The 24,561-nt window shown below is 50.3% G+C and carries 22 protein-coding genes and 1 riboswitch; of the genes, 6 read left to right on the top strand and 16 right to left on the bottom strand.

The genetic code is table 11. From position 1 onward, the window contains the following. Positions 1–39: 39 nt before the first annotated feature. Complete coding sequence (locus tag ACFRAM_RS08000) at positions 40–1,134, top strand: M24 family metallopeptidase (protein WP_379465436.1); 1,095 nt, start codon at positions 40–42, stop codon at positions 1,132–1,134. Between the two features lie 125 nt (positions 1,135–1,259). Here ACFRAM_RS08000 and ACFRAM_RS08005 read toward each other — a convergent pair whose 3' ends face one another. Then, positions 1,260–1,994, bottom strand: a complete 735-nt coding sequence (locus ACFRAM_RS08005; protein ID WP_379465437.1) for a queuosine precursor transporter — start codon at positions 1,992–1,994, stop codon at positions 1,260–1,262. 10 nt (positions 1,995–2,004) lie between these two features. Beyond that, positions 2,005–2,050, bottom strand: a riboswitch (PreQ1 riboswitch). A 349-nt stretch (positions 2,051–2,399) separates the two neighbouring features. Between ACFRAM_RS08005 and ACFRAM_RS08010 the strand changes: the two genes are divergently transcribed. Next, entirely contained in the window at positions 2,400–4,091 is a 1,692-nt protein-coding gene (locus ACFRAM_RS08010; RefSeq protein ID WP_379465438.1) for a methyl-accepting chemotaxis protein, read from the top strand. Positions 4,092–4,177: 86 nt separating this feature from the next. Here ACFRAM_RS08010 and ACFRAM_RS08015 read toward each other — a convergent pair whose 3' ends face one another. The 5 genes from ACFRAM_RS08015 to ACFRAM_RS08035 form a co-directional block, all read right to left on the bottom strand. Then, the gene (locus ACFRAM_RS08015; protein ID WP_379465439.1) at positions 4,178–4,426 is read right to left on the bottom strand and encodes a helix-hairpin-helix domain-containing protein; all 249 of its coding nucleotides are present in this window, start codon (positions 4,424–4,426) and stop codon (positions 4,178–4,180) included. A gap of 97 nt (positions 4,427–4,523) precedes the next feature. Further along, complete coding sequence (locus ACFRAM_RS08020; RefSeq protein WP_379465440.1) at positions 4,524–5,687, bottom strand: pyridoxal phosphate-dependent aminotransferase; 1,164 nt, start codon at positions 5,685–5,687, stop codon at positions 4,524–4,526. Next, positions 5,677–6,618: a D-alanine--D-alanine ligase gene (locus tag ACFRAM_RS08025; RefSeq protein ID WP_379465441.1), complete on the bottom strand. Its 942-nt coding sequence runs from the start codon at positions 6,616–6,618 to the stop codon at positions 5,677–5,679. The genes ACFRAM_RS08020 and ACFRAM_RS08025 overlap by 11 nt, the downstream gene beginning before the upstream one ends. 13 nt (positions 6,619–6,631) lie before the next feature. Beyond that, positions 6,632–8,083: an aminotransferase-like domain-containing protein gene (locus ACFRAM_RS08030; protein ID WP_379465442.1), complete on the bottom strand. Its 1,452-nt coding sequence runs from the start codon at positions 8,081–8,083 to the stop codon at positions 6,632–6,634. A gap of 104 nt (positions 8,084–8,187) precedes the next feature. Next, positions 8,188–8,979 carry an adenosylcobinamide amidohydrolase gene (locus ACFRAM_RS08035; protein ID WP_379465443.1) on the bottom strand — a complete coding sequence of 264 codons (792 nt, stop codon included), beginning with the start codon at positions 8,977–8,979 and terminating at the stop codon, positions 8,188–8,190. A gap of 192 nt (positions 8,980–9,171) precedes the next feature. Between ACFRAM_RS08035 and lplA the strand changes: the two genes are divergently transcribed. Beyond that, positions 9,172–10,173 (top strand): lipoate--protein ligase, encoded by a 1,002-nt coding sequence (gene lplA, locus ACFRAM_RS08040; RefSeq protein WP_379465444.1) that lies wholly within the window; start codon positions 9,172–9,174, stop codon positions 10,171–10,173. A 111-nt stretch (positions 10,174–10,284) separates the two neighbouring features. Here the strand turns inward: lplA and ACFRAM_RS08045 are convergent, their stop codons facing one another. Next, positions 10,285–10,998 carry a metal-dependent hydrolase gene (locus ACFRAM_RS08045; protein ID WP_175370668.1) on the bottom strand — a complete coding sequence of 238 codons (714 nt, stop codon included), beginning with the start codon at positions 10,996–10,998 and terminating at the stop codon, positions 10,285–10,287. A gap of 269 nt (positions 10,999–11,267) precedes the next feature. On the opposite strand from ACFRAM_RS08045, the gene ACFRAM_RS08050 reads away from it, so the two are divergent. Next, positions 11,268–12,071 (top strand): Cof-type HAD-IIB family hydrolase, encoded by an 804-nt coding sequence (locus ACFRAM_RS08050; RefSeq protein WP_379465445.1) that lies wholly within the window; start codon positions 11,268–11,270, stop codon positions 12,069–12,071. 64 nt (positions 12,072–12,135) lie between these two features. On the opposite strand, the gene ACFRAM_RS08055 is transcribed toward ACFRAM_RS08050, so the two are convergent. The 8 genes from ACFRAM_RS08055 to ACFRAM_RS08090 form a co-directional block, all read right to left on the bottom strand. Further along, positions 12,136–13,920 carry an ABC transporter ATP-binding protein gene (locus ACFRAM_RS08055; protein ID WP_379465446.1) on the bottom strand — a complete coding sequence of 595 codons (1,785 nt, stop codon included), beginning with the start codon at positions 13,918–13,920 and terminating at the stop codon, positions 12,136–12,138. 21 nt (positions 13,921–13,941) lie between these two features. Further along, on the bottom strand, positions 13,942–14,523 hold the full coding sequence (locus ACFRAM_RS08060; protein WP_379465447.1) for a GNAT family N-acetyltransferase: 582 nt from the start codon (positions 14,521–14,523) through the stop codon (positions 13,942–13,944). Between the two features lie 444 nt (positions 14,524–14,967). Further along, on the bottom strand, positions 14,968–15,681 hold the full coding sequence (locus ACFRAM_RS08065) for a 5'-methylthioadenosine/adenosylhomocysteine nucleosidase (protein ID WP_379465448.1): 714 nt from the start codon (positions 15,679–15,681) through the stop codon (positions 14,968–14,970). Then, entirely contained in the window at positions 15,678–16,805 is a 1,128-nt protein-coding gene (locus tag ACFRAM_RS08070) for an iron-containing alcohol dehydrogenase family protein (RefSeq protein WP_379465449.1), read from the bottom strand. Before ACFRAM_RS08070 ends, ACFRAM_RS08065 begins: the two co-directional genes overlap by 4 nt. A gap of 20 nt (positions 16,806–16,825) precedes the next feature. Further along, a complete protein-coding gene (locus ACFRAM_RS08075) occupies positions 16,826–17,482 on the bottom strand; it encodes a methionine ABC transporter permease (RefSeq protein ID WP_379201096.1) in 657 nt (218 codons plus the stop codon). Continuing rightward, positions 17,479–18,501, bottom strand: a complete 1,023-nt coding sequence (locus ACFRAM_RS08080; protein WP_175370661.1) for a methionine ABC transporter ATP-binding protein — start codon at positions 18,499–18,501, stop codon at positions 17,479–17,481. Before ACFRAM_RS08080 ends, ACFRAM_RS08075 begins: the two co-directional genes overlap by 4 nt. Then, the gene (locus ACFRAM_RS08085) at positions 18,494–19,708 is read right to left on the bottom strand and encodes an aminotransferase class I/II-fold pyridoxal phosphate-dependent enzyme (protein ID WP_379465450.1); all 1,215 of its coding nucleotides are present in this window, start codon (positions 19,706–19,708) and stop codon (positions 18,494–18,496) included. Before ACFRAM_RS08085 ends, ACFRAM_RS08080 begins: the two co-directional genes overlap by 8 nt. 111 nt (positions 19,709–19,819) lie before the next feature. Further along, positions 19,820–20,668, bottom strand: coding sequence for a MetQ/NlpA family ABC transporter substrate-binding protein (locus ACFRAM_RS08090; RefSeq protein WP_379465451.1), 849 nt, complete (start codon positions 20,666–20,668; stop codon positions 19,820–19,822). A gap of 248 nt (positions 20,669–20,916) precedes the next feature. Here ACFRAM_RS08090 and ACFRAM_RS08095 point away from each other — a divergent pair, with 248 nt between their 5' ends. Together ACFRAM_RS08095 and ACFRAM_RS08100 are read left to right on the top strand one after the other, a co-directional pair. Further along, entirely contained in the window at positions 20,917–21,372 is a 456-nt protein-coding gene (locus tag ACFRAM_RS08095) for an S-ribosylhomocysteine lyase (RefSeq protein ID WP_379465452.1), read from the top strand. Positions 21,373–21,393: 21 nt separating this feature from the next. Continuing rightward, complete coding sequence (locus tag ACFRAM_RS08100) at positions 21,394–22,164, top strand: SDR family NAD(P)-dependent oxidoreductase (protein WP_066373112.1); 771 nt, start codon at positions 21,394–21,396, stop codon at positions 22,162–22,164. 1,269 nt (positions 22,165–23,433) lie between these two features. On the opposite strand, the gene ACFRAM_RS08105 is transcribed toward ACFRAM_RS08100, so the two are convergent. Beyond that, positions 23,434–24,216 carry an MBL fold metallo-hydrolase gene (locus ACFRAM_RS08105; RefSeq protein ID WP_379465453.1) on the bottom strand — a complete coding sequence of 261 codons (783 nt, stop codon included), beginning with the start codon at positions 24,214–24,216 and terminating at the stop codon, positions 23,434–23,436. Positions 24,217–24,561: the final 345 nt, after the last annotated feature.

Raw genomic sequence — 24,561 nt, forward strand, 5'->3', positions numbered from 1 at the left:
AAGCATGCCTTCGCAAAACCGAGAGGGGAACTATTGAATATGAGCAATGTATTGAAAAGCCTGGAGCAAGGGCTGACCAGCGAAGGACTGGACGCTCTGCTCATCACCGATCCCAAGCATGTCTACTATCTGACCGGATTCGCAAGTAATCCGCATGAACGTTTTCTCGGACTACTTCTGGTCCGTGGCGAAGAGCCCGTTCTGATCGTCCCGGCCCTTGATGCTGAAGCAGCTCATGCTGCCTCTTCCGTGAAGAATATCTCCACCCACAGCGACACCGATAATCCGTATGACCTGCTGCGCCAGCGTCTGCAAGGCAAGAAGCTCGGAGCGGTCGGTATCGAGAAAGAGCATTTCACCGTCTCCCGATTCGAGCAGCTTGCAGCAGCTGTTCCGGCAGAGCGCTTCAGCGATATCGGCCATCTCTTGCGGAGTATGCGCGCGAAAAAGACGCCGGAAGAAGTCGCTGCCATGAAACACGCCGCAGAGCTGGTGGAAGAAGTGCTGCGCCGTGGCCTGAAGCATGTCAAGGCCGGTGTCAGCGAAATTGAACTGGTAGCAGAGCTGGAGTATTTAATGAAGAAGCTTGGCGCTTCCGGCCCAGCCTTCGACACCCTGGTGCTCTCGGGACCGAACACTGCCCTCCCGCACGGCGAGCCGGGTAGCCGGATCATTGAGCCCGGGGACTTCCTGATGTTCGACCTCGGGCTATATGCTGCAGGCTACGCTTCTGATATCACACGCACCTTTGCCGTGGAAGAGGCGGACAGCAAGCTGACCGGCATCTATAATGCCGTACTCGCAGCCAATGAAGCGGGGATTGCCGCTGCTATACCAGGAGCAACCTTTGGTTCAGTGGATCGCGCCGCGCGTGAAGTCATTGAAGCTGCCGGGTACGGGGAGTACTTCGTGCATCGTGTCGGCCATGGCCTCGGCATAGATGTCCATGAATATCCTTCACTGCACGGCCTCAATGAAGACATCATTGAAGTGGGCAATGTCTTTACCGTGGAACCGGGCATTTATGTGCCGGGCGTAGGTGGTGTGCGCATTGAAGATGATGTCTTCGTCAGTGAAAACGGTGCGCAGACACTGACCAGCTTCCCTAAAGCTCTGACTGTGCTTCATCTATAGAGAGAGTTTCCAATCGCCCTTGACCAAAGAAAATTGGGCGCATATTGAAAACAGCACGTCTCCATATGCGGGGACGTGCTGTTTTTTAAATACTGTAACTTGCTCTATAAGATCTCCTGGATCTTCTAGGCGGTAGTCGCCTTCGTATCGGAAGCCTCCGGGAGTGGCATATTCGGTTTATCCTCCGCAAAAGTAAACGTGCGGGCGATATACAATACCGGTGTCCCTGCTGCAGTGAGCAAGAATTTGATAATATAAGTGGTCAGTAGTATCTCTGTCCATACCTTCAAGTCGTAAATGCCGGCAAAAGCAATCGTACAGAAGATCAGCGTATCCACAAAGGAACTCACCATCGTGCTGCCGTTGGTGCGAATCCAGAGCTGGCGCGAACTGCCATAATACTTGCGAATCCAAGAATACAGCCGTACATCCAGGAATTGACTGACGAAGTAAGCTACCAAGCTGCCCAGTGCAAGCCGTGGCATCATTGCGAAGATCGTCTCCAGTGAAGACTGGGCGATATCACTCTCCTGCGGCGTGAACGCCAGCGCCATCTGCATGATCACCGTCGTCGTAATCAGGGTGAAAAAGCCAAACCATACCGCTGTCCGTGCTTCGACCCGCCCATACTTCTCGTTGAGCAGATCACTCGCCATATACAGCGTCACGTACATGGTGTTGCCAAGAGTCATGACAATGCCTGGTGGCATGGAAATGGTTTTGGAGACCTGAATATTGGCAATTACGGTGGCGACTCCTACCCAGGCATACATCCCTTTTTTGCCGAATAATCGGTAGCACAGCAGAAAAAACACAAAATTGACGAGGACAAAGAGAATCCCCCACCATAAATTAAACATCTTCTTATAACTCCTCCTAGTTTTGTTTACGCGGGATGGTTACGAACCGCGGTTCCGGATTCCGGAACAAAACATAAACACTCTACCATAACAGAACCAAAGATACCAGAATATTTTGATTTTTTGTACGAATCCTCTTTCTTCCACCCAATTCTATTCATTGTTAGAAGTTTCGACACTTTTTTTATCTTTTTTCAGAAAATAATACAGTGAAAATCAAATTTTTCACTATTCAACCGCAGGTTAATTATATAAAATAGTTATCAACTATGTGTGTTTATCCCACCAGAGCGATAGTATTAACCTGATATACGACCCTACTCACGGAGTTATCGTAGCTATCCATACATAAAAAGGCATCAGGCTTGGGATAGAAAGGCATATCAGAGAAAAGGAGAGAACCCTATGTTTCGTTTCAAGCACTCGATTAGCCGTAAATTCACGCGCTTGTTATTTGTCGTCCTGTTGCTCGCGTCTCTTTTGTTAAGTGTAAGCTTTTATTTCATATCGACTAATACGTTCGAGAGCTATGTACTGCCGCAGATCAACAAGTTACTGACGGGAGCTGTCCAGGATGTATACAAGAACATCAATTCTACCCATGCCCAGCGGGCGCTAGGCAAGAATGAGCAGTCAATTACCAATATCGAATACTACTTCAAGGACAAACGCAACCAACATGATGTAGAGACGATCTTTTTGGCGAGTCTGAACGACGGTCAAGCTACCGTACTTGCCGCTGATCATGGCTCCAAGATTAAGACAGGAGACACCCTGCAGGTGACTCCGGCTATGGAACAGGCCTTCCAGAACCAAAAAACGACGCTCAGCGATATCTATAATGACGATTACGGTGTACATAAAACAGCTTACATCGCTATTAAAGGCAGTTCGATGGTTGTCGGCGTAAGCTCTGATGTAGCCTTTATCACAGAAAGAATGAGCAGCATCCTCTGGACTAGTGCAGGAATCACCTTGGTGGTCCTTATCATCGGCATGACCGGTGCCCTGCTTATGAGCCGGCGGATAACACGTCCTATAACACAGCTCGCAACGTATAGTAATAAACTTGCACAGGGTGATTTCACCCAGGAGTTGACTATAAAAGGCACCGATGAAGTTGGACAGCTCTCCGAAAGCTTTCAGACTATGTCCAATCGCCTCAAAGAAATGATCGGCCAGGTTCTGGAGACTTCCGGTACGGTTGTCGAAGATTCCAATGACCTCAAAGAGCGCGTGAAGGTCCTGAACGGCATGGCCGAACAGTCCGCCCAGTCCGTCATCGAGATTGACAGAGGCAGTACATCCATTGCCCACAGCGCGAAGGATAACTCGCGGGCCATGGAAGAGATTAATTACAGCATCCAGCATATCGCCTCCGCAGCAGGAGAAGTTACGGAACAGATTAGCGAAGCCTCAGCCGAAGCGCTTGGCGGGAATGAAATTGCCCAAATAGCCGTTGAACAAATGCGCCAGGTCGAACGGGCTTCCGAGCAGTCATTGGGTCAGTTCCAGATTATGAATGAACGCTCCCTCCAAATCGGCGCAGTGGTGCAGGGCATTACAGAAATCACGAAGCAGATTCAAATGCTCTCCCTCAATGCGTCGATTGAAGCGGCACGGGCCGGAGAGCATGGACGCGGCTTTGCCGTGGTAGCCGGAGAGGTACGTAAACTCTCGGAGCAATCCCGGACAGCTACCGACCAAATTCGTGAATTCCTGCTTGGTTTGCAGGAGGATATGAATCGCTCTGTCACAGAGATGAACCACGTTAACTCGGAAGTAGCCTCCGGCGTCGGAAAGGTTGCAGAAGCTGGAAATGCATTCAGTCATCTGTTGATCCTCATTCAAAGTATCGACCAAAGTATTCAGTCTGTGTCGGCAGCTACCCAGCAAATCTCGGCTGGAAGTGAGGAAGTCAGCGCCTCCGTAGAAGAAACTGCGCAGATTACTGCAAAATCGCAGGCTAATGCCAATACGCTTTCTCGGAATTCCGAGCGACAAAGCGCCGAGCTTGAAGGTCATTCCCGTACAGTGCAGCATTTGCACGAGCAAGCCACAAAGCTGCAACAAGCTGTGCAGCAATTTAAGATCTAACCTATGTATTCTTAAAATGTGACAAGCCCCCGTCCGATAATGGACGGGGGCTTGCTTGTATATATCTTTTGGCCGGAATGCCAGTCTCAGGAACCTTCCGCAAACGACAGTCCTTTCTCAGCAAGTGCCGTACGCAATTGGCCCAGCGCCTTGGGACCCATGCCATGCAGCTGCAAAAGCCCCCTCTCGGTAAGCTTGCTCAATTGCTCAAGCCGAGTATACCCCGCTCCGGCAAGCGCGCGCTGTGCCGGCTTGGCCAGACTGGACGGAAAGTCAGACTCCGGCTGCTCGCCAGCCCCGTCTTTGCCAGAGCTGGCTTGTGTATTTTTTGACATAAAGGGTACACCCCTATCATTAGTAGTAGTCACTTAATATTACCAGACTTCCCACAGCCGCCTGTCTGGCATACCCATTAGCCGTCCTATAACACAATTATATCTTCACCTTCATGAAGCTCTCCATCCGCTCCAGCGCCTGATATAACCGCTCTGTGGATACTGAGTAAGAGCAGCGGATATGCCCCTCTCCTCCCGATCCAAATACATATCCGGGTACGGCTGCAACACCGGCTTCTTTCAATAGCTGCAGCGCAAACGTCTCGGAATCAAGCCCGGTGTGCGCGATACTTGGAAAAGCATAGAATGCGCCTTCCGGGACGTGGCAAGGCATTCCGATCGACCGGAATCCGTTCACCAGCAGCTCCCGGCGCTGCCGGTACACTTCTCTCATCTCGCTCATAGCCTCAAGGCCATGGCGCAGGGATTCAATTGCAGCAATCTGTCCCAGCACCGGGGCACACATGGCTGTATATTGGTGGATCTTCAGCATTGCTGCCAGCAGATCTCGATGGCCGCAGGCATAGCCAATTCTCCAGCCAGTCATGGCGAATGCTTTTGAAAATCCGCTGAGTACAATGGTCCGCTCCTGCATTCCCGGCAGTGAGGCAATGCTAACATGCTTCCGGTCATAGGTCAATTCGGCATAGACTTCATCGGAGATGACCAGCAGGTTGTTCGCCTTCACGATCTCCGCAATCGGCTGCCAGTCCTCAGCAGTCATAATCGCTCCTGTCGGGTTGTTCGGATAATTTAGCATCAGCAGCTTGGAACGCGGGGTAATTGCCCGTTGTAGCGCCTCGGCAGTCAGTTTGAAACCTTCCTCCGCTTTCGATTCCACCTCTACCAATGTACCGCCGTTAAGATAGGCAATCGGCGAGTAAGCGATATAACTGGGAGAAGGAAGAAGAATTTCGTCTCCTGGAGCGGTGAACGCCCGCAGCGCCAGGTCCAGAGCTTCGCTGCTGCCTACAGTGACTACTATTTCGTTTGCAGGGTCGTAACGGAGATTGAAGTTATTTTGCAAATAATGAGCAATTTCCTCTCTTAGCTCAGGCAAGCCCGCATTCGGCGTATATCTCGTCGCTCCCTGGCTCAGCGCCACCATGCAAGCTTCTCTGATGTGCTCCGGGGTAACGAAATCCGGTTCGCCTACGCCCAGCGAGATAATATCCTCGTTGCCGGCACTGAGTTCGAAGAACGCCCGTATTCCGGAAGGCGGGATGTCCTGTACGCGAGGCGCTATCCAATTATTCAACATGTACCGGCACCCCCTTGTTCTTGCTGCGTTCCGTCAGGGAACAGCTGATAATACGATCCAATAATGCGCTGAATGACAGTCCGGCTGCCGCTGCGCTTTTGGGAAGCAGACTCGTCATTGTCATCCCAGGCAAGGTATTAACCTCCAGTACATAAGGCACACCTTCCATCAAAAGCATATCGACCCGGGCATACACGCTGCATTTTAACGCCTTGTAACAGGTCATTGCTGCTCTGCGCACCGACTGCTCCAGCTCTGGCGGCAGGGTGATCACAACCTCTTGCGCCCCACCTACCTCATACTTGGCACTATAATCGAACCATTCCGAAGACGCCGAAGTAATGCCTATCACGGGGAGAAATTCCCTGTTCAGGATGGAGCAGGTAATTTCCTGGCCCACCGTATACCGTTCAATCAGGATCGACTGATCGGGGTCACTGGTAAAAGCTTTCAGCACCGCGCCTCGCAGTCCCTGCTCATCGTTCACCTTTTCCATTCCGATGCTGGAACCGCCTGAATTCGGCTTCACCATCACGGGATAGCCCAAACGCTCCACAGCTTCCGGTGAAAAATCGTCCATGCTGTCCCAGCACAACCAGTCGGGTGTGTTGACTCCCTCATAACGGAGGATTTTTTTGGACAGATCCTTATTCATGCACAGGCTGCTTGCCAGCACACCACTTCCCGTATACGGTATGCCCAATGTCTCCAGCGTTCCTTGTATCGTTCCATCCTCCCCGTAAGCGCCATGCAGCGCCAACAGAGCAACGTCAAGCCCCTTGACCTTCTCTAAAAGCTCCTCACGTGAATTGAATACAACCGGAACCACCTCATATTTATTACGATCCAGATGATTCATCATTTCTCTGCCTGTGTTCAACGACACCTCAATTTCAGAAGAAATGCCCCCCATAATCACGCCAACCTTCATCACCAGCACCCCTTCATCCCATTAATTGCCGCGCCGTTCTTCCAATGATTTCGATTCCTTTGACAATATCCTCATCCGCCACGCGGGAGAAGCCGATCCGCATCGTATGCTGCCCGCCGCCACCGGTATAGAACATCTCGCCTGCCGTAAAAATAACCCCTTGCGCACGGCACGCCTCAAGCAAAGCTCTTGTGCTAAAGCCCTCTGCAAATGCCACGAACAAATGCATTCCCCCGTCGCCCGTCAACGTTTGGTAAGGAACATGCTGCTTACAGCATTCCAAGGTCAGTTCATATTTCCGTTTATATTCCGCTCTGGCTTTTTTCAAATATTTCTCCAGATTGCCGTTGTACAAATATTGATAGAGGATCGACTGATCCAGAGTAGAAGTATGAATGGTCTGTGCCCGCTTAAGACTCTCCAGATAATAGATCAGTTCCTGATCGGCCAGCACCCAGCCTACCCGAAGCCCCGGAAACAGCACTTTGGAGAAGCTTCCAAGATAAATCACACTGTTGCCTGCACCAGCCGTCGCAATCAGCGGCGATACATGTGAACCCGAATAACGCAGCTCTTCATTGAAACCATCCTCAATTACCGGAATATCGTATCTCGCCATCAGCTTCATCAGGCCCTGTCTTTTCTCAGGAGACATGACAATCCCGGTCGGATTATGGTACGAAGGCACGAAGTAAGCACAATCATACTCTCCCTCATCTAATGCCTTCTCCAGTTCACCCAGGTGAATGCCGTCCCGTTCCACCCTAATGCCCTTGATCCCGAAGCCGTGCAGTTTGAGATTCTTGATCGCTGTGTGATGCGTGGGATTCTCGGTCAGGACCTGGCCACTCTTCCGGTTCAGGGCAGACAGCACAATATTGAAGCCTTCCGTGAAACCATTGGTGATCAGGATGTCCTTGCCCTTCATATCCACGCCTTTGTGCTCCATATATTGGTGCAAATAATCTATCAACGGTTTGTAGCCCTTGGCGTAGCCGTAGTTCAACAGGACATTCCCCTCTACGGCCATACGGTCCATGAAGGCCCGCTTTACATTGTCCAGATCGAACAGACTCTCATCCGGTGCGATGCTGGTAAAAGAAATCGTACCTTTGTCTGCGCGAATACCGCGCTTCATAATATCCAGTTCTTCAGCCAGCATGGCGTGATCGTTCAGATGTTTCTTCCAGTCCATTGTGCGGGAAGAAACAGTAACGGTACCAGGTGCAGTAGAGGCTACATAGTTGCCCTGCCCTTTAACGGCGTAGACAAATCCATCGTCCTCCAGCCCCTCATACGCGGCGATTACAGAGTTACGGCTAACTTGTAGCAGCACACCCATCTCACGGGTGGACGGCAGCTTCTGGCCGCTTTGCAGCGCACCTTTTATAATTAAGTGCTTCATATAGTCTTTGATTTGTATATATACCGGTCGTCCGGCAATGAGCTTGAAATCCTGAAACATCCATCATCGCCCCCATAGCTATCATGGCACACTTAGCAGGGTAAAAAAAGAACCACGGCCCCGGATTTTTCATCCAGTCGTGGTTCTTAGCGGTTCTAGTACTCTTATCCGTCTTTCCTTGCCTGCATAGATTGCAGGCTAGTCGTAACTGCTCCATAGACCAGACGTCCGATCGCACCACCCAAATCAGTAGCTGTGCCAGCGTAGACATGTTCAGCGTGGTATCGTCTGCTCTGACTCACGCCCAGTACGATAGCATCTGTTGGTGTACCCGTTGCTGTCAGGCCGTTCTCATTGTCGACAATCCCCAGATCGGCTAGAGCGGCCGCCTTAGCTTCAACAGCTGTCATCGCGGCATTAACCATTGCGGCAGGCGACAGCTGCCCGTCAATGCCCAGCATGATGTTGATCGTACCTGGCCTGTAAGCCTTCAGCACAGGGCGCACTACCCCGGCACGAGCAGCATTGCCCGCTGCTGACGTTACACAGCAGAAGATCGCAGCAGAGCCGATATCTTCTTCAGCAATCGCAGCAAGCTCCAGTGGAACGGCGGTCATCAGCCCTGCGCAGCCCGCTGCTGGATAACCCCATTCCCGCAGCTTGTTCTCCATATCCCGTACCGGATCACTACATTCATAGTCCTGGTTGACGAACAGGTTCACTGCCCGTGTCAGACGAATCATGCCTCCGCCGTATACAGCACTCGACAGTCCGTCCACCTCGGATGGGAATGCCAGCAGCAAATGGTCTTCCTTCCGCTCCAGAGTCAATCCTGGAAAGACCAGAGAGGTATATTTTGTGGTGTTCTCTTCATTCATAAAAGGCGACTTTACTGTACTAGCGACAGTTCCTACTCTTGCTTCACTCATTACTCTAGCTTCTGTGGTATCACTCATGCTCTCCTCGCCCTTTCCTTCATCGTGTAAGCCAATGCCCTCATTATTACGCCAGAGCCGGAAATCCGTCAAATGGTTTCAGCCCGCCGGAGGGATTTCATTGGATTCAGCTATGGAATTTTTTTGTGAAATCCCTGCTTTTGGTTTAAAATAAAGGCTGTATTCAATCATGCTGCAACGGAGGAACAAGCCATGCTTTTTATCGATAACACGGGGATTACGGATGCATCCATCAATCTCGCGATTGAAGAATATGCGCTCAAGCATTTGCCAATGGACGAGAGCTATTTGCTCTTTTATATCAACAGTCCGTCTATCATTATCGGCAAGCATCAAAATACGATCGAAGAGATCAATCAGGAATACGTGAAGGACAATAACATCCAGGTTGTTCGTCGTTTATCTGGCGGCGGAGCGGTCTATCATGACCTCGGCAATCTTAATTTCAGCTTCATTACTAAGGATGACGGCGAGTCTTTCCTTAACTTCCTGAAGTTCACGCAGCCGGTCATCGACTACTTGCGGAGCATGGGCGTCAATGCCGAGCTCAGCGGGCGGAACGACCTGCAGGTCGGGGAGCAAAAAATCTCCGGGAATGCCCAGTTCTCCACACGCGGACGGATGTTCAGCCACGGCACTCTAATGTTCGACCTTAATTTGGAGGATGTACAAGCTTCGCTGAATGTTAATCCGGAGAAGTTCAAATCCAAAAGTACAAAGTCAGTCCGCAGCCGTGTAGCCAACATTAAAGATCTGCTAGGGACGGATATGACGATTGAAGAGTTCCGCAGCGGTCTGCTGCGCTCGATCTTCGGAATGGAGCCTTCCGAGGTGCCACAGTACAAGCTCGAAATGGATGACTGGGTGAAGATCAACGAAATTTCCAAAGAGCACTACCAGAACTGGGATTGGAACTACGGGTTGTCACCAAAAAGCAACGTTAAACACACGCGCAAGTTCCCTGCCGGAATCATTGACATCCGGATGGATATTGAAGATTCCTACATCAAGGATATTAAAATTTACGGCGACTTCTTCGGTGCTGGCGATGTGGTGGACGTCGAGAATGCACTTCGCGGCAAACGTTACGAGCAGGTCGAGGTCAGACAAGCGCTCGCAGAGCTGGACTTGAAGCATTACTTCGGACGGATTGAACCGGAGGAGTTTTTCGGGCTGATTTTCCTGGAAGAATAGATTCCTTTCTTATAAAACAAATCATAAGGCTCTCTCACTGCACCGCGCAGCGAAAGAGCCTTATTGATTGTATGTATTGTTGCAGCAATATCGCTGCGGACCCGTAGTCCCTTACGGAGAAAGAATGAAAGCATAGATTACTAGTACTAATGTAAGTAAAATACAGACATTCTCTACTGCGCTGCCCTTCTTCGTGCCAGTGCTCATCAGCCTCAGACGCAGCTTGAAGGGTAGCGGCGGCAACGGGGTAATCCCGCGCTGAGTAACGGAGTCTGCCAGCAAATGCAGCGCATAGGATAGGCCCCCGGCGATCCACAGGCTGCCGCCGTCATTCATGCCAAGGGAAGCGAAATACAGCAGAGCGCCCCATCCGGCCACGCCGTACAGCGTGTGCGTTAACCCACGATGCGGGACAACGGATGACACGATGAGTATGCAGGCCGCGATATAGTTCCATGGATCATAGGCATCTGCGAAGGCTACCAAGCCCACGGCAATCAATATCATGACAAGATGCCTCAGTCTGCGTCCCGGCAGGAAAGAAACACTGCCAACAAGCAGAGCCAAAGCAATGTTCCAAGGCGGCTGAGCCAGACCGGCGAAATAAAGATAAATAGCTGCGCCGATCAGCGCTACCTGAAGAATTCGCAGCACGAACTCCGGAATGGCTTTGCGGACCAATAATGAATTGGGCTCATCAATATCTGGCATAAGCGAGCTTACCGCGGCCACCGCAATGGCCGGAATGGTAATCTCATAACCAAGTAGATTCATAACCGACAGGGTAACCCCGGTGCTAATGATTAAATGGGATTTGCCCATCATACGAAAACCGCTCCCTTTCCAAGATGTAAATGAGAACAAATGTACGGTTATCGAAGTATACCAAGACCCTGCCATTTTGTCCAGCTTGAACCCTGAAATGCCCTGCTCCATAAAGGATCTTCGGCAGCTTTGGCTTGTTCTTACTCCTGTTTTAGGATACAATTTGGACAACTTGTCTTACTGTACAAGCCAACTTTCAATGCCAGGCATCAGTACCCATTTGATCTGATTGTTATAACCAGAAAGAAATAAGGAGAGAGAAACCATCCATGTACAAATTGATTGCGATCGACATTGACGACACCCTGATTAATGATGACAAGGAAGTTACCCCGGCCACACAGCAAGCGCTCGAACAAGCTGTTGCCGCAGGCGTAGTAGTAACACTAGCCACTGGACGCGCGTATGCGTCGGCCCAGGCCATTGCCCGCCAGACCGGACTTAACGTGCCGATCATTACGTACCAGGGTGCACTCGTGAAGAACCTGCTCGACGAAAATGTATTGTATGAACGTTATGTTCCGCAGGATGCCGTTCGCAAGCTGTTCGAATACTGTGTGGAGCATAACTTGCATCTGCAAACTTACATTGATGATAAACTGTATGCCCGTGAAGAGAACCAGAAGCTGATCGACTACTCCGCTTTGAACAATACCCGTTACTATATCGAACCAGACTGGGAGAAGCTGGTACCCGAAAAAACACCAAAAATGCTCATCATCGACGATCCCGATTTCCTGGATGAGCTGGCGCCAATTCTGCGTGAGCTGCTGGGAGATTCCGTGCACATCACCAAATCCAAACCTTATTTCCTGGAAATCATGCATCATGAAGGCACCAAGGGCTTGGCTCTGGAATTCCTGGCCGGCCATTTCGGATGCGATCTGTCCGAGACGATCGCTGTCGGCGATTCCTGGAACGACCATGAGATGCTCGAAGCAGCAGGCCTGGGTGTAGCCATGGATAACGCAATCCCGGCGCTGAAGGAAATCGCCGATTTCATCACCCTCAGCAACAACGAGGATGGCGTCAAGCATGTCATTGAGAAGTTCATTTTGCAGACCGCAAATTAATACCAAGAGTGCCGCACAGCCATGTTATCTTCACGGCGTGCGGCACTTTATTTTATTTATGCATTCAGTGACCTGTTGAGGAAAGGATCGCTTCCTTCATCTGGTCTTCTTCCTCTTCTCGCTCCAACTGTGAATAGTACAACGCATGGTATCTGCCACCTGCCGACAGCAGCTCCTCATGATTGCCGTGTTCCACGATTGAACCGTTCTCCATGACCAGAATCAGGTCAGCCTGCTGAATCGTTGAGAGGCGGTGAGCGATGACGAGCGTCGACTTGTCGTTCATGAGCTTGCGGATGGCCTGCTGCACCAGCTTCTCAGATTCATTATCCAGCGCAGCCGTAGCTTCATCCAGCAACAGAATCGGTGCATCTTTCAGAATCGCTCTAGCAATAGATAGTCTCTGACGCTGTCCCCCTGAGAGTCTGGCCCCTTCCTCACCAATCTCCGAATCCAGTCCTTGCGGCAAAGCCATAACGAAGTCATAGGCGTTCGCCTTACGCAATGCCTCTACAATCTCCTCATCGCCGGCATCCAATCTGCCATTGCGAATATTATCACGGATCGTGCCCGAGTATAGACCAGAATCCTGGGGGACATAGGCAAAATAACTCCTCAGCCTGGACAGGCTGATCTCACCAATGGGCTGTTCATTCAAGGACAGTTCGCCCTTGTCAGCATCATAGAAGCGCAGCAGCAGCTTAAAGAGTGTGGACTTCCCGCCGCCGCTTGGCCCAACAATCGCGATTTGCTGCCCGCGTATAAGCTCCAGGCTCACTTGGTTCAGACTTTGAGTCTCCGCACCGGGATAAGTAAAGGTAACATCAGATAGTTTCAAGGTCTGAAATTGTGGAGTCTCCGTCTGCTGCTTTGATTCTTCAAGAGAATCCACCTCTGTCGGCACATCCATCACCTCAAAAATCCGCCCCGCGGCACCCAAAGACTGCTGCATGGATGCCACCAGCCCAGGCAGAGTTGAGAACGGGTTCACCAGATAGTTCATCAGCTGGATGAAGGCCAACATTGCTCCAACTTCGAGCGAACCTTTAGCTACAAAATACCCCGCTATGACCAGCGCCAGCAGGAAGGTCATATTCCCCAGGAGAGAGGAGACCGCAGACGTGGCCCCTTCGATGGAGCCGCGCTTCAGTTCTCCGGAAGCGATGTTCTCACTGTGCTTGCGGTATTGCTTAAACAAACGAGGTTCAATAGAGAATGACTTGAATACCATACTGCTGCCCAGAATGTCATTTAGAAACGAAGTCGTCTTGCCCATATTCTGCTGTAGCTGTACGCTGTTGTTGCGCATTGCTTTGCCGAATACCTTCCCGGTCAGGAACATTAGCGGCCCCATTGCAAAACAGATCAGCGCCAGCAGCCAGTGAATATACAGCAAATACGCGAAGGCCGCGAGTGCCAGCAGCGGATTACGCAGCAAGCCGATTATCACCTGTCCGCAGGCCTCGCCGACGGATTGATTATCGTTCGTGAACCGGGACAGCAGGTCGCCAGAATGATTGCGGTCAAAATAAGACTGCGGCAGCTTCAGCGTATGTTTCATCATGTCTTGGCGCAGTTCATTTCTGATTTTGGCTGACACATTGTTTTTAAAATAAGCATCCGCATAACCATTGACCCCGATGCCAGCCAGCATAAGGAGCCCAATTCCAATTACATTTTTCAGTCTATCCACATCAAAATGAACAGCAGCATCTGTCACTGCCGACAGAAACCAGGCAATCATTAGCTCAAGGGTGATACCCATCAAGGTGGTTATAATTAATATGAAATAAATAAGCTTGTGCCTGAGCATGTACTTACTCAATCGGGAAAATACCCCTTGTTGCATGACTACAAGTCTCCTTCCATTCTAAAATTCTGTTCCCCGCACCTTGGCATACACCTTACTGTCATGTAATTCCCCGCTCATCGCCCGCCTATTGCTGCGTAAAATCCCGTCCAGCGTATAGCCCGCGCGTTCCGCTACGGCTGCACTTTTCAGATTATGGGCGCTGCAACGGATCTCAATCCGATTCGCTGCCAGCTCCCGGATCGCAAAATCCGTAACCCCGTTCACTGCTTCGGTCATATACCCTTTGCCAGTGCAGCTGCTTCTGATCCAATAGCCAATCTCGAAAATGCGAATGTTCCAATCGAGAGTATGCATACCGGTGCAGCCGATGAACCGGCCTGACACTTTGTCAAAAATACGCAGGTGCAATTCTGTGCGCTTCAGAAATTCCAGCCGTGCTTCACGCGTGAACTTCTCCGATTCCTCCAGACTCTGCAAGGTCTGAGCAAACGGCATCCAAGGCTTCAACAGCTCCTGACTTTCCACAAGTGCTTCATGCATACTGGCGCCATCCCCCCACAATGGAGCACGGATCAGCAGACGTTCTGTCTCAAAGCTTTCGGGAAAATCAAGCAAGATTGGGGCTTGTGATTCTGGCATTATGTAATCCTCCATTTCAATTGATTTTAATACTAAATAGATTGAACCTAGGATTTTCACATGGGCTAAGGTCGTCATTGCGGAAAATGTTTGGACTTTCGGCCGCTGTTGTCTCCAGATTTCTTGGGATTGTACCGCTATTTGCGGATGAAATCTGGAGAGCTTACGCTTCCGATGCGAGCTTTCCTTCGGAAAGCTTTCAGGCGGACGCTATCGCTCCTACAGTTCCAAAATTCCCCTCCATTCCGCTCGCCTTATGTTATTTTTTTGTTCAGTCTATATAAATATGTAAACCTTTTCACGCAGGTACATCGATTATAACGGGAATTCACTCCCGAGAATACTACTAATTTTGTATATATTTGGGACACAAAAAAAACCGCTCACACGCCAGGAGCATTTCCCTGGGTGGAACGGCAACGTTTTATACAGGCATATTTTATACTACAAAGAGCTTTCAGGTTCATACAAAGTCAGAAATGCCTCAACGACTTCCGCCGAATTCTTCGCGGCCAGATCCACGTTGGAGGTAAACAATTCAGCAGCTCCCGCGCCCACATTGTCAGAGATCCCGCGAACCGAAAAGAAGGGAACCCCAAATTGATAAGCGGTTTGGGCTATGGCCGCGCCTTCCATGTCCGATGCCTTGGACTCCGGGAACCGTGCTCGGATGGAGACAGCAAGCTCCGAATGTCCGATGAAAGAATCCTCTGTGGTCACAAGTCCCGTCACGACGCTCCGCTTACTATGAATGAGGGCAGCTCCTTCCAGCGCCAAGGCCACCCATTGCTTATCCACCGGATACGAAGCCGGCATCTGCGGAACCTGTCCGTAGACATAATTAAAAACAGTAGCATCCACATCACTGTAGGTAATTTCCTCGGCAATCACTACATCGCCGATCTGGAGGCTCGGATCCAGTGCACCTGCAGCACCGATGTTGATAATCAGCTCGACCTGAAACCGTTCCAATAAAATGGTGGTGGTCATTGCCGCATTGGCCTTGCCGATTCCTGATTGCACCAGCACAATATCCTTCCCCTTAAGCCGTCCGGTGAAGAAATTTCTTTTGGCCACTACCAACTGCTGAATATCCTCCAAATGTGATTTAATCAATGCCACTTCTTCTTCCATCGCCCCGATAATTGCGATACTCATGTCATTCCCGCCTTCTCCATGTTGGATTTCACTCTGTAATCTGCTGTATAGATCTCAAGCTGCGCTATTGCATCTGCTACTTCTTCTGCTCCGATGTGACCTGGCATTCTATGAATCGAGGCCTCCTGCACCGTTGCCCGTTCCCCGATCTTTAGCCAATCCTCACGCTCCAGATGTCCTAGTCCCATGTCCTGAAGACAGGCGGGCAGACCCAACTGCTCATAGAATGGTAAAAGAAAATCTATCTCCGTCCGGTTATCTTCTAGCGCAAGCTGCACAAGCACTCCGTAAGCCACTTTATTCCCGTGCAATTGCCCATGAGCTTCCGGTATCGCCGTTAGAGCATCATGAATGGAATGGGCACCCGCTGTGCGGCCGTAATCCTCGCCGAAGCCGCCCACAAGACCAGCAACCATAATAATAGTCTCGACAATCCGTGTCAGATCCTCATTGGCATATCCTGTTCGCAGGGCTTCAAGAGCAGCTTCGCTGTGTTTCAGCAGATGCTCCTTGCATTTTCGTGCTGTGTACCAAGCCAGTTCCACCTCTACCGGAGGGGAAATCATGCCCCGAATGATGACATCGGCTTCGTACCATTTGGCCAAGGTATCTCCAATACCAGCGATCAGCAGCTCCGGTGGCGACTGCGCAATGACCTGCGGATCAAGCAGAACCAGCGCATTGCTGTATGGAAATACATCCATACTCACAAAGCGTCCCTGATCGTCATACATGACGCTCAGGGACGACCATGCTGCACAAGTCGAGGCCAGTGTGGGCAATATAATCGCGGGAAGCCGCAACGCCGCAGCTGCGCTTTTGACAAGATCGCTTATTTTACCGCCACCTACGCCAATAATGGCTTGTACCCCATGCCCTGCAGCTTCAGCCACAATTCCGTCGCGCTCCGGATAGGTGCACTCCCCGCTGTACGCGTACAAGTGGACCTCTGTCGCCTTCAGCTCTGGCAGAAAGGGCTGCGCCGCACTCCATGAATCCCGGCCATGCACAATCAATACTGTACGAATGCCTCTTCGGCCCAAGTGCTGCTCTAAGCTCCCCCAAGAACCGGGTCTACAGATGAATTCTTGCGGTGCAGCCCGTACTATAATTTCCGGCTTCAATCCTTCGTCCGCCCTGCTCATTAGTTACGCCGAGCCTTACGAGCCAGCACGTTGCCAAGAGACTGAATGCCCTGCACGAAAATAATCAGGATAACCACCGTAACGATCATGACAAACGTATCGAACCGTTGATACCCGTAGGAAATGGCCAAATCACCGATGCCGCCCCCGCCAACCGTACCGGCCATGGCCGTGGCCCCAATCAGACCGATCGTAGCCGTTGTCATCGTCAGAATCAGAGACCCAAACGCCTCCGGCAGCAGAAAGTGCCAGATTACCTGGAAAGTCGTTGCTCCCATAGCCTCCGCCGCCTCCAGAATGCCCGGACTGACTTCAAGCAGAGAATTCTCCACCAACCGTGCGATGTACGGGGCAATATAGACGATCAGCGGCACAATAGCCGCACTAGTACCAATGGAAGTATGTACGACCCAGCGTGTAAACGGAATAATGGCGACTAGCAATATAATAAACGGAAGAGAACGTACAATATTGATCACCGGATTCAGTACCGAGAAAACAAATTTATTTTCCAGAACGCCTCCGGGCCGTGTAATCACCAGTACAATACCAAGCGGAATCCCAAGCAAGGCGCCGAAGAACAACGAGAAACCCACCATAACGACCGTTTCCCTCAAGGCACCGAAAAGCTGATCTGCCGTAATCACCGTATTCATACTTTATCCACCTCCGTAATCTCAACACCCTGACTCAGCAGATAGGATGCAGCCTGATCAATTGTGCCGTTATCCCCATTCATCTGCAAAATCATCGTCCCCAGCGTTGTATTCTGAATTTCCGTCATATTGGCAAATAAAATATTCACATTGACCTCATGATTGCGAATCAAGTTGTTGATGACAGGCTCGGATGCCGCGCCGCCAACGAATTTGAGCCTGAACAGCCGCCGTCCGCTTTCTGCTTTGAGTGTATGGATTACACTTTGCGGCACACTGTTGTGAATCACTGTTTGTACGAAGCTCTGCGTCGTAGCATGACGGGGATTACCGAAGACCTCCAGCACGTTGCCCTGCTCGATGATCAGTCCCTGCTCCATCACGGCTACCTTGTTGCAGATCTGCTGGATGACCCCCATCTCATGAGTAATGATCATGATCGTGATGTTGTATTCCTCATTGATCCGTTTCAGCAGCTCCAGAATGGAGCTTGTCGTCTGCGGGTCCAGTGCCGAAGTCGCTTCATCGCACAGGAGAATGGACGGATTGCTGGCGAGCGCCCGGGCGATGCCGACCCGTTGCTTTTGCCCGCCGGACAGTTCCTTAGGGTAGCTCCCAGCCTTGTCGCTCAGCCCCGTGAACTTCAGCAATTCTGTAACGCGCTCACGGATCTCCTCTTTGCCCTTCTTCAGCAGCACCAGCGGAATAGCAATATTATCGAATACGGTCTTGGATTCCAGCAGGTTAAAATGTTGAAAAATCATGCCGATCCGCTTTTTCACCTGACGCAGCTCGGAGGGACTGTATTGATCAAGAGGTTCCCCGTCTACAAAGACCTGACCGCTGGTCGGCCGTTCCAAATAGTTCACCAGACGGATCAGTGTGCTTTTGCCGGCTCCGCTGTAGCCGATCACCCCGTAAATATCCCCTTTTTCCGCGCGGAGACTAACCCCTTTCAAGGCTTGAATGGATTGTCCTTTGCGCTCGAAGGATTTATGGACATCTCTAAGCTCAATCATGCTGCACGCCCCCTGTCTGCACTGCTATACCCGATTCTTTGAAAATACCTGTCGCCGCAATCCGGTCGATGGCTTCGCTCAGCCTCTCCTCACTGTTCACCAGGCCGACTCTGACATAGAGATCTCCCTGCTTGCCAAAGCCCGCTCCCGGAGCCACTGCAACATGAGCCTCTTCCAGCAGACGCTCCGCAAAAGATTCTGCCGTGTACCCTTCCGGCACTTTGAACCACGAGAAGAACGAGCCCTTAGGCGCTGTAACGGCCCAGCCGATTTCCCGCAGTCGTTTCACCAAAAAATCACGCCGCTGTTCATATAAGACCCCGAGCTGCTGTACACCCTCTTGCGGGCCAAGTAGCGCAGCAGCAGCAGCATCCTGCACCGCCCCGAAAATCGTACTGTAAGCCTGAGTATGATAGTGCTTGAGCGCTCCGATGACCGATGCATTTCCGACCGCGAAGCCAAAGCGCCAACCTGCCATGTTATATGTCTTGGAAGCCGTGTACAACTCCACGCCGTAATCTTTGCCCCCAGACTGCTGAAGGAAGCTCAGCGGCTTGTGACCATCGAAGCCAAAGGCACCGTAAGCAAAGTCATTCAGCACCGGAAACTTGTGCTTTGCAGCAAACGCCAGCGTCTGCTCAAAAAATTCTTCCGTAGCAACCGCACCTGTCGGATTGTTAGGATAGTTCAGCATCAACAGTCTCACCTTCCGGGCAATCTCTTCAGGAACACTCTCGTAACGGGGAAGAAAACCATCCTCTTCGTAGACGGGTATCGTCTGAACTTGTGCTCTTGCCAGAATCGCCGCAGCGAAATAAGGCGGGTATGCAGGATCCGTTGTCAGCAACAGATCGCCGGGATTCAGAAGACTTTGCGGAATGCCTACCACACCAATCGCCGAACCGTTGAACACAGCCACCTCCGTCTCCGGATCAAGCTCAACATTGTATTCCCGCTTATAAAAGGCAGCTACCGCCTCCCGTGCGCTTCCTTTCCCGTAAAAAGGCGGATATCCCTGATTCAGCGGCTCCTCGACCGCTTCTTTCAGGGCTTCGATAATATGCTGCGGGGTCGGCTGGTCTGGACTCCCACTTGCCAGATCAATAACGTCAATCCCCTTGCTGCGGTATAAGGCAATCTTGTCGTTAATCGCGCTGAAATAATTATCAGGTAATTCACTGACTACATTGGAAGGTCTGAAGTCCATTGTTTTACACCTCTTTAGCAAAGTTCGGTTTAGGTAATCGTCATTCTGTCCGCCCAACAAACAGGAGGGTCTGCCACTTCTCCGTAAAGGAATGGCAGACCGGATCAGTTATTATTTAAAGTAACTAGGCAGCTTGTAACCCTCATAGACCGGGTTCGACTTGATGTATTTCTGGAACTCGTCCGAATGGTATCCCTCAACAATATCCTTAACGAACTGTGCGTCCTTGTTCTTGCTGTCAATCGCTACAATGTTGGTGAATGGGTCCGTCATGTTCTCCAGTTGCAGCGCCGTTGTCAGCTTAATATTGTTGGATACAGCGAAATTCCCCTGAATAGCAGCATAATCGACGTCCTCCAGCGCGCGCGGCCCCTGTGCCGGCTCGGTGGCTATGAACTTCAGGTTGTGCGGGTTAGAAGTGATGTCCGAGAGAGAAGTTTGCAGCGGATCGATATTATCCTTCAGTGTGATCCAGCCAATATCCTTCAGGACATTGAGCGCACGTAGCATATTAACCGGCTCATTCGGCAAATTGACCTGATCGCCATCGCTCACCTCGTCCAGACTTTTATGCTTCTTGGAATAGAGCCCCATAGGTGGCGTTGGCACCTGTACAGCGCCTATCAAATCAATCTTTTCTCTCACATTGATAGATTGCAGATACAGAGAATGCTGGAATACATTCGCGTCAATCTCACCATTAGCCACAGCCACGTTCGGCTGAATGCCATCGGTAAATTCTTTATATGTTATTTGATACCCTTTCTTCTCCAGATAGGGTGCTACTCCATTTTTGAACTGATCACTGTAAGGCCCCGGATTGAAGCTAATTCGCAGCGTTTTCTTATCCTGGCTAGAAGCATCCCCTGAACCGGCAGCTTCCTTGTTGTTACCGCATCCTGCAATAAAAAGTGCGGCAGCGACGATGATTAGTGCAGAATGAATCCATTTTTTCTTCATTATGATGTTTCTCCCCTTTGACATGATGCTCTTTCCCAACGCAAGACTAGCTTGAATAAAACCAAGTAATTGCATCAGATTTAAGTTGTTTCATATGTTACAATGCATTAATATACATGTCAACACATTTACAAACATAATCCGTATAATGTACTATGAATAATCCGCTTTGGAAGACCTAACTATTTACATCCCTTTCGGGTTGTGATAGTTTGGAATGAAAAGTCCCGAAAGGAAGAGATATAATTATGGCAGAAGTAGAAAGTTTCCAACTAGATCACACCAAGGTGAAAGCACCTTATGTAAGAATTGCAGGTACTGAAACTAATGAGAAGGGTAGCACCATTCAAAAGTATGATTTGCGCTTCCTTCAGCCGAACGAGGATGCCCTGCCAACGGCAGCAGTACACACACTGGAGCACTTGCTCGCAACTTACCTCCGCGATGAGCTGGAAGGCATTATCGATATTTCCCCAATGGGTTGCAGAACCGGCTTCTATCTTATTATCTGGAACGAGCACAACCCTGCCGATGTGGCAGCGGCACTTACCAAGGTGTTGCACAAGGTTCTCGAAACCGTGCATGTGCCTGCGGTCTCTGCTTTGGAGTGCGGAAATTACAAGGATCACTCTTTGTTCAGCGCTCAAGAATACGCCCGTATCGTACTTGATGCCGGCATCAGCGACGATCCATTCAGAGCCTAAGACAGAAGGGAACTGTGCAGCATGCTGAGCATTGATTTTACCGGCAAAACATTGATCGTTACCGGCGGCCTAACCGGGATCGGCAAGGGCATTGTGGATCTGTTCCTGGAGGCCGGGGCCAATGTCGTCATTGGCGACATCGCCTGCAAGGCAGACTACGAGCAGATCCATGAGCGGCTGGTTCATCTCCGTATTGATGTCACAGTGGCTGAGGATGCCACCAGGCTCATTGAAGGAGCCGTTCAGGCTTTCGGTCGGATCGACTTTCTGGTGAACAACAGCGGCACGTCTACCATGGACTATGCCGTGGACATCAAGGAAGCCGACTGGGATAAGGTTATGGATATCAATGCCAAAGGCGTGTATCTGGTCTCCCAGGCGGGAGCCAGACAGATGCTGCGCCAAGGCGGCGGCGGTCGAATTATCAATATCGCTTCACAGGCGGGGAAAAACGGTTATCGCTGTATGGGGAACTACGTGGCCTCCAAGCACGCGGTGCTGGGATTCACCAAGGTGATGGCGATCGAACTCGCCAGTGAGCAAATTCTGGTGAACGCCGTCTGCCCGGGAATTGTGGAGACGGATATGAAGCGCCGTGAACGAATCGAGGGCGCACAGCTCCGTGGAATGACGCCAGAAGATATTCTGGCGGAAGACCGCTCACAGGTTCCGCTAGGCCGGACCGCCGAGCCGGAGGATGTGGCGAACGTGGTCCTGTTCCTGGCCAGCCCGTTCTCTTCGTACATGACCGGGCAAGCCATAAACGTAACCGGCGGCATGACCATGCATTAGCAGACCACTTAGGTTAGAAGATAACTGCGGTTAGCGGTTAGCGGTTAGCGGTTAGCGGTTAGCGGTTAGCGGTTAGACAATAAAAGGAGCACAGTAGCCGGGGGATCAACCCTGTGACTGTGCTCCTTTTTAATTCTATGAATTAGCTGTATAGAACGCATTTAAAAACAAACATAGCCAAGAAAAAGAGAGCTTGTATAAGAATAAAGAGAACTTATATAAGAAGGGTCGAAGTGTAATTAACGGCATTTTTGTACCTTAAATCCTTTGCAGATAAGGGTTATTGGAGATTAAGTGCAATATTGTACCTTAAATCTTCCAGAATCACCCGTTCAGCTTGCTTTTTCGAAAAATAAGATACTAAAATGCCCTTATTTACCTAATTAGCCTATATTAAAGAAAAATAAGGTACAAAAATGCTCTTAGTTGGAGAGGTGGCCCCTCTTTTGCACTATTAAGATAACTGGTGAGGGGCAATTTACCGCTTCTAGTGGTTGAAATCTGTCGACAGTCTATCTTCCGTGCTAGCTGTCCTATGAAAAGCTTCCAGAAGAACGTTTTGTCCCTAAAGTTCTAAACTTCCCCGTTCGCTCATTTTCGCTTTTTATTCATTTCTTTTGTTCGGCTTATATAGTAGATACGCTGGTAGCGCTGGACTGCTGGTACTGCTAAATGATAAATGCTGCTATATGTGTTTCTGATCACTTGATTTTCCACACTCTGATTGCTCAACTACCCCTACTTATCATGCTTACTATACTTCTCTACTGACATACTCGCTCTCCACTTGCACCTCTTGCACTTATTGTATTTCCTGCTATATTCGCTGCACATACTATACCCGCTATACATGTACTACTTCCTATACCCGCTATACATGCACTACTTCCTATACCCGCTCTACTCCTATACCTACTCTACTCCTACACCTGCTCTACTCCTATATCTGCTCTACTCCCATACCTGTCCTGCTTTCTATACCTGCTCTAATCCCATACCTGTCCTGCTTTCTATACCTGCCCTACTCCCATACCTGCTCTACTCTCATACTTACTCTACTCCTATACCCGCTCTACTCCTATACCTGCTCTACTCCTACACCTGCTCTACTCCTACACCTGCTCTACTCCTACACCTGCTCTACTCCCATACCTGTCCTGCTTTCTATACCTGCTCTACTCCCATACCCGCTCACTCTCATACTTGCTCTATTTCTATACCTGCTCCTCCCACGCCTGCTCTACTCCCATACCTACTCTCCTCTTATACTTACTCTGCCGCGCTTCCCAGCGGAACCCTCATCCCCGTCCGCGCCAGCGTGACATGCTCCGGTAGAATATAATCCTTCCGCAAGTCAACATCATGGGACATGTGGGTGTAAATCGCCCTGTGGGGCTTTACTTCCTTCAGCAGTTCCGCGGCCTCCGTCATATCATAGACAGAACGAGTGGACAACTCGGCTGCTTCATAATAGAAGCTTGTCCCCAGTACCAGCAGATCAGCGTCATGCATACGCCGGGTCTCTTCCTCTCCCAGCGAAATGGAGTCTGGACAATAAACCCACGCATACCCTTCTTTCTCCAGTCTGTAAGCATAGGAGTAGCCATTTTTGCCATGGCACACTCTCCACGTCTCTATCGCCCAGCCGTCCAATGTGATCCCTTCATCACAAGGAATCATATCCAGTTGATTCTCCAGCCAAGGATACTGACGTTGAATCACCGGAATAACCTCTGCGGGTGCATAGAGCTGACCTCTATAACCCATCCAGCGGCAGGCGTCCGCCCATTCGGGAAGGCCACCGATATGGTCAAAATGCGCATGTGTCACGAGTAAGCGGCGCATATGGCGAATTCCCTGTTCTTCCATCTGTCGTCTCCAGTCCGGACCGCAATCAATCACCAGCCCGTCGCTGCCGTTGTCAATCAGTACGGAGGAACGAAGCCGAGCGTTTAGTCCGCCATTTCTCGACTCTGAACAAGTCTCACAATCGCAGTAAACCCGTGGAACTCCCATTGCATCGCCCGTGCCCAAAAATACCAATGTATCCATCAGTTCTCTCTCCTTCTGTCCTATCACGAAGTCTTGTATGCCCATTATAAAACAGGTTGGAGCACCATTGCACGAAGCCAAGGACCCACTTAGTACATGGCCACGAGACAGACTCCCCCATCGTAAGAAGTCCAGAAAAAGAGCCAATCAGAAGATTCTAGCTAATCTGATAATACAAAAAGTCGCCCACAAGGCGATTTGCCTTACGAACGACCACACTTCTCATCTATTTTCTGTTCCTTCTATTTAACATGAGCTCAAGTTACGAACGTAAGGCTCGGTCGTCACTACGGTGAAGGCTTGGACTTCCGTTACTCTTGTTATCTGATTTCTTTACTCTGCTAA

Source organism: Paenibacillus sp. NPDC056722, from assembly GCF_042790635.1.
In the GTDB taxonomy this organism is placed as follows: Bacteria; Bacillota; Bacilli; order Paenibacillales; family Paenibacillaceae; genus Paenibacillus_AQ; species Paenibacillus_AQ agri.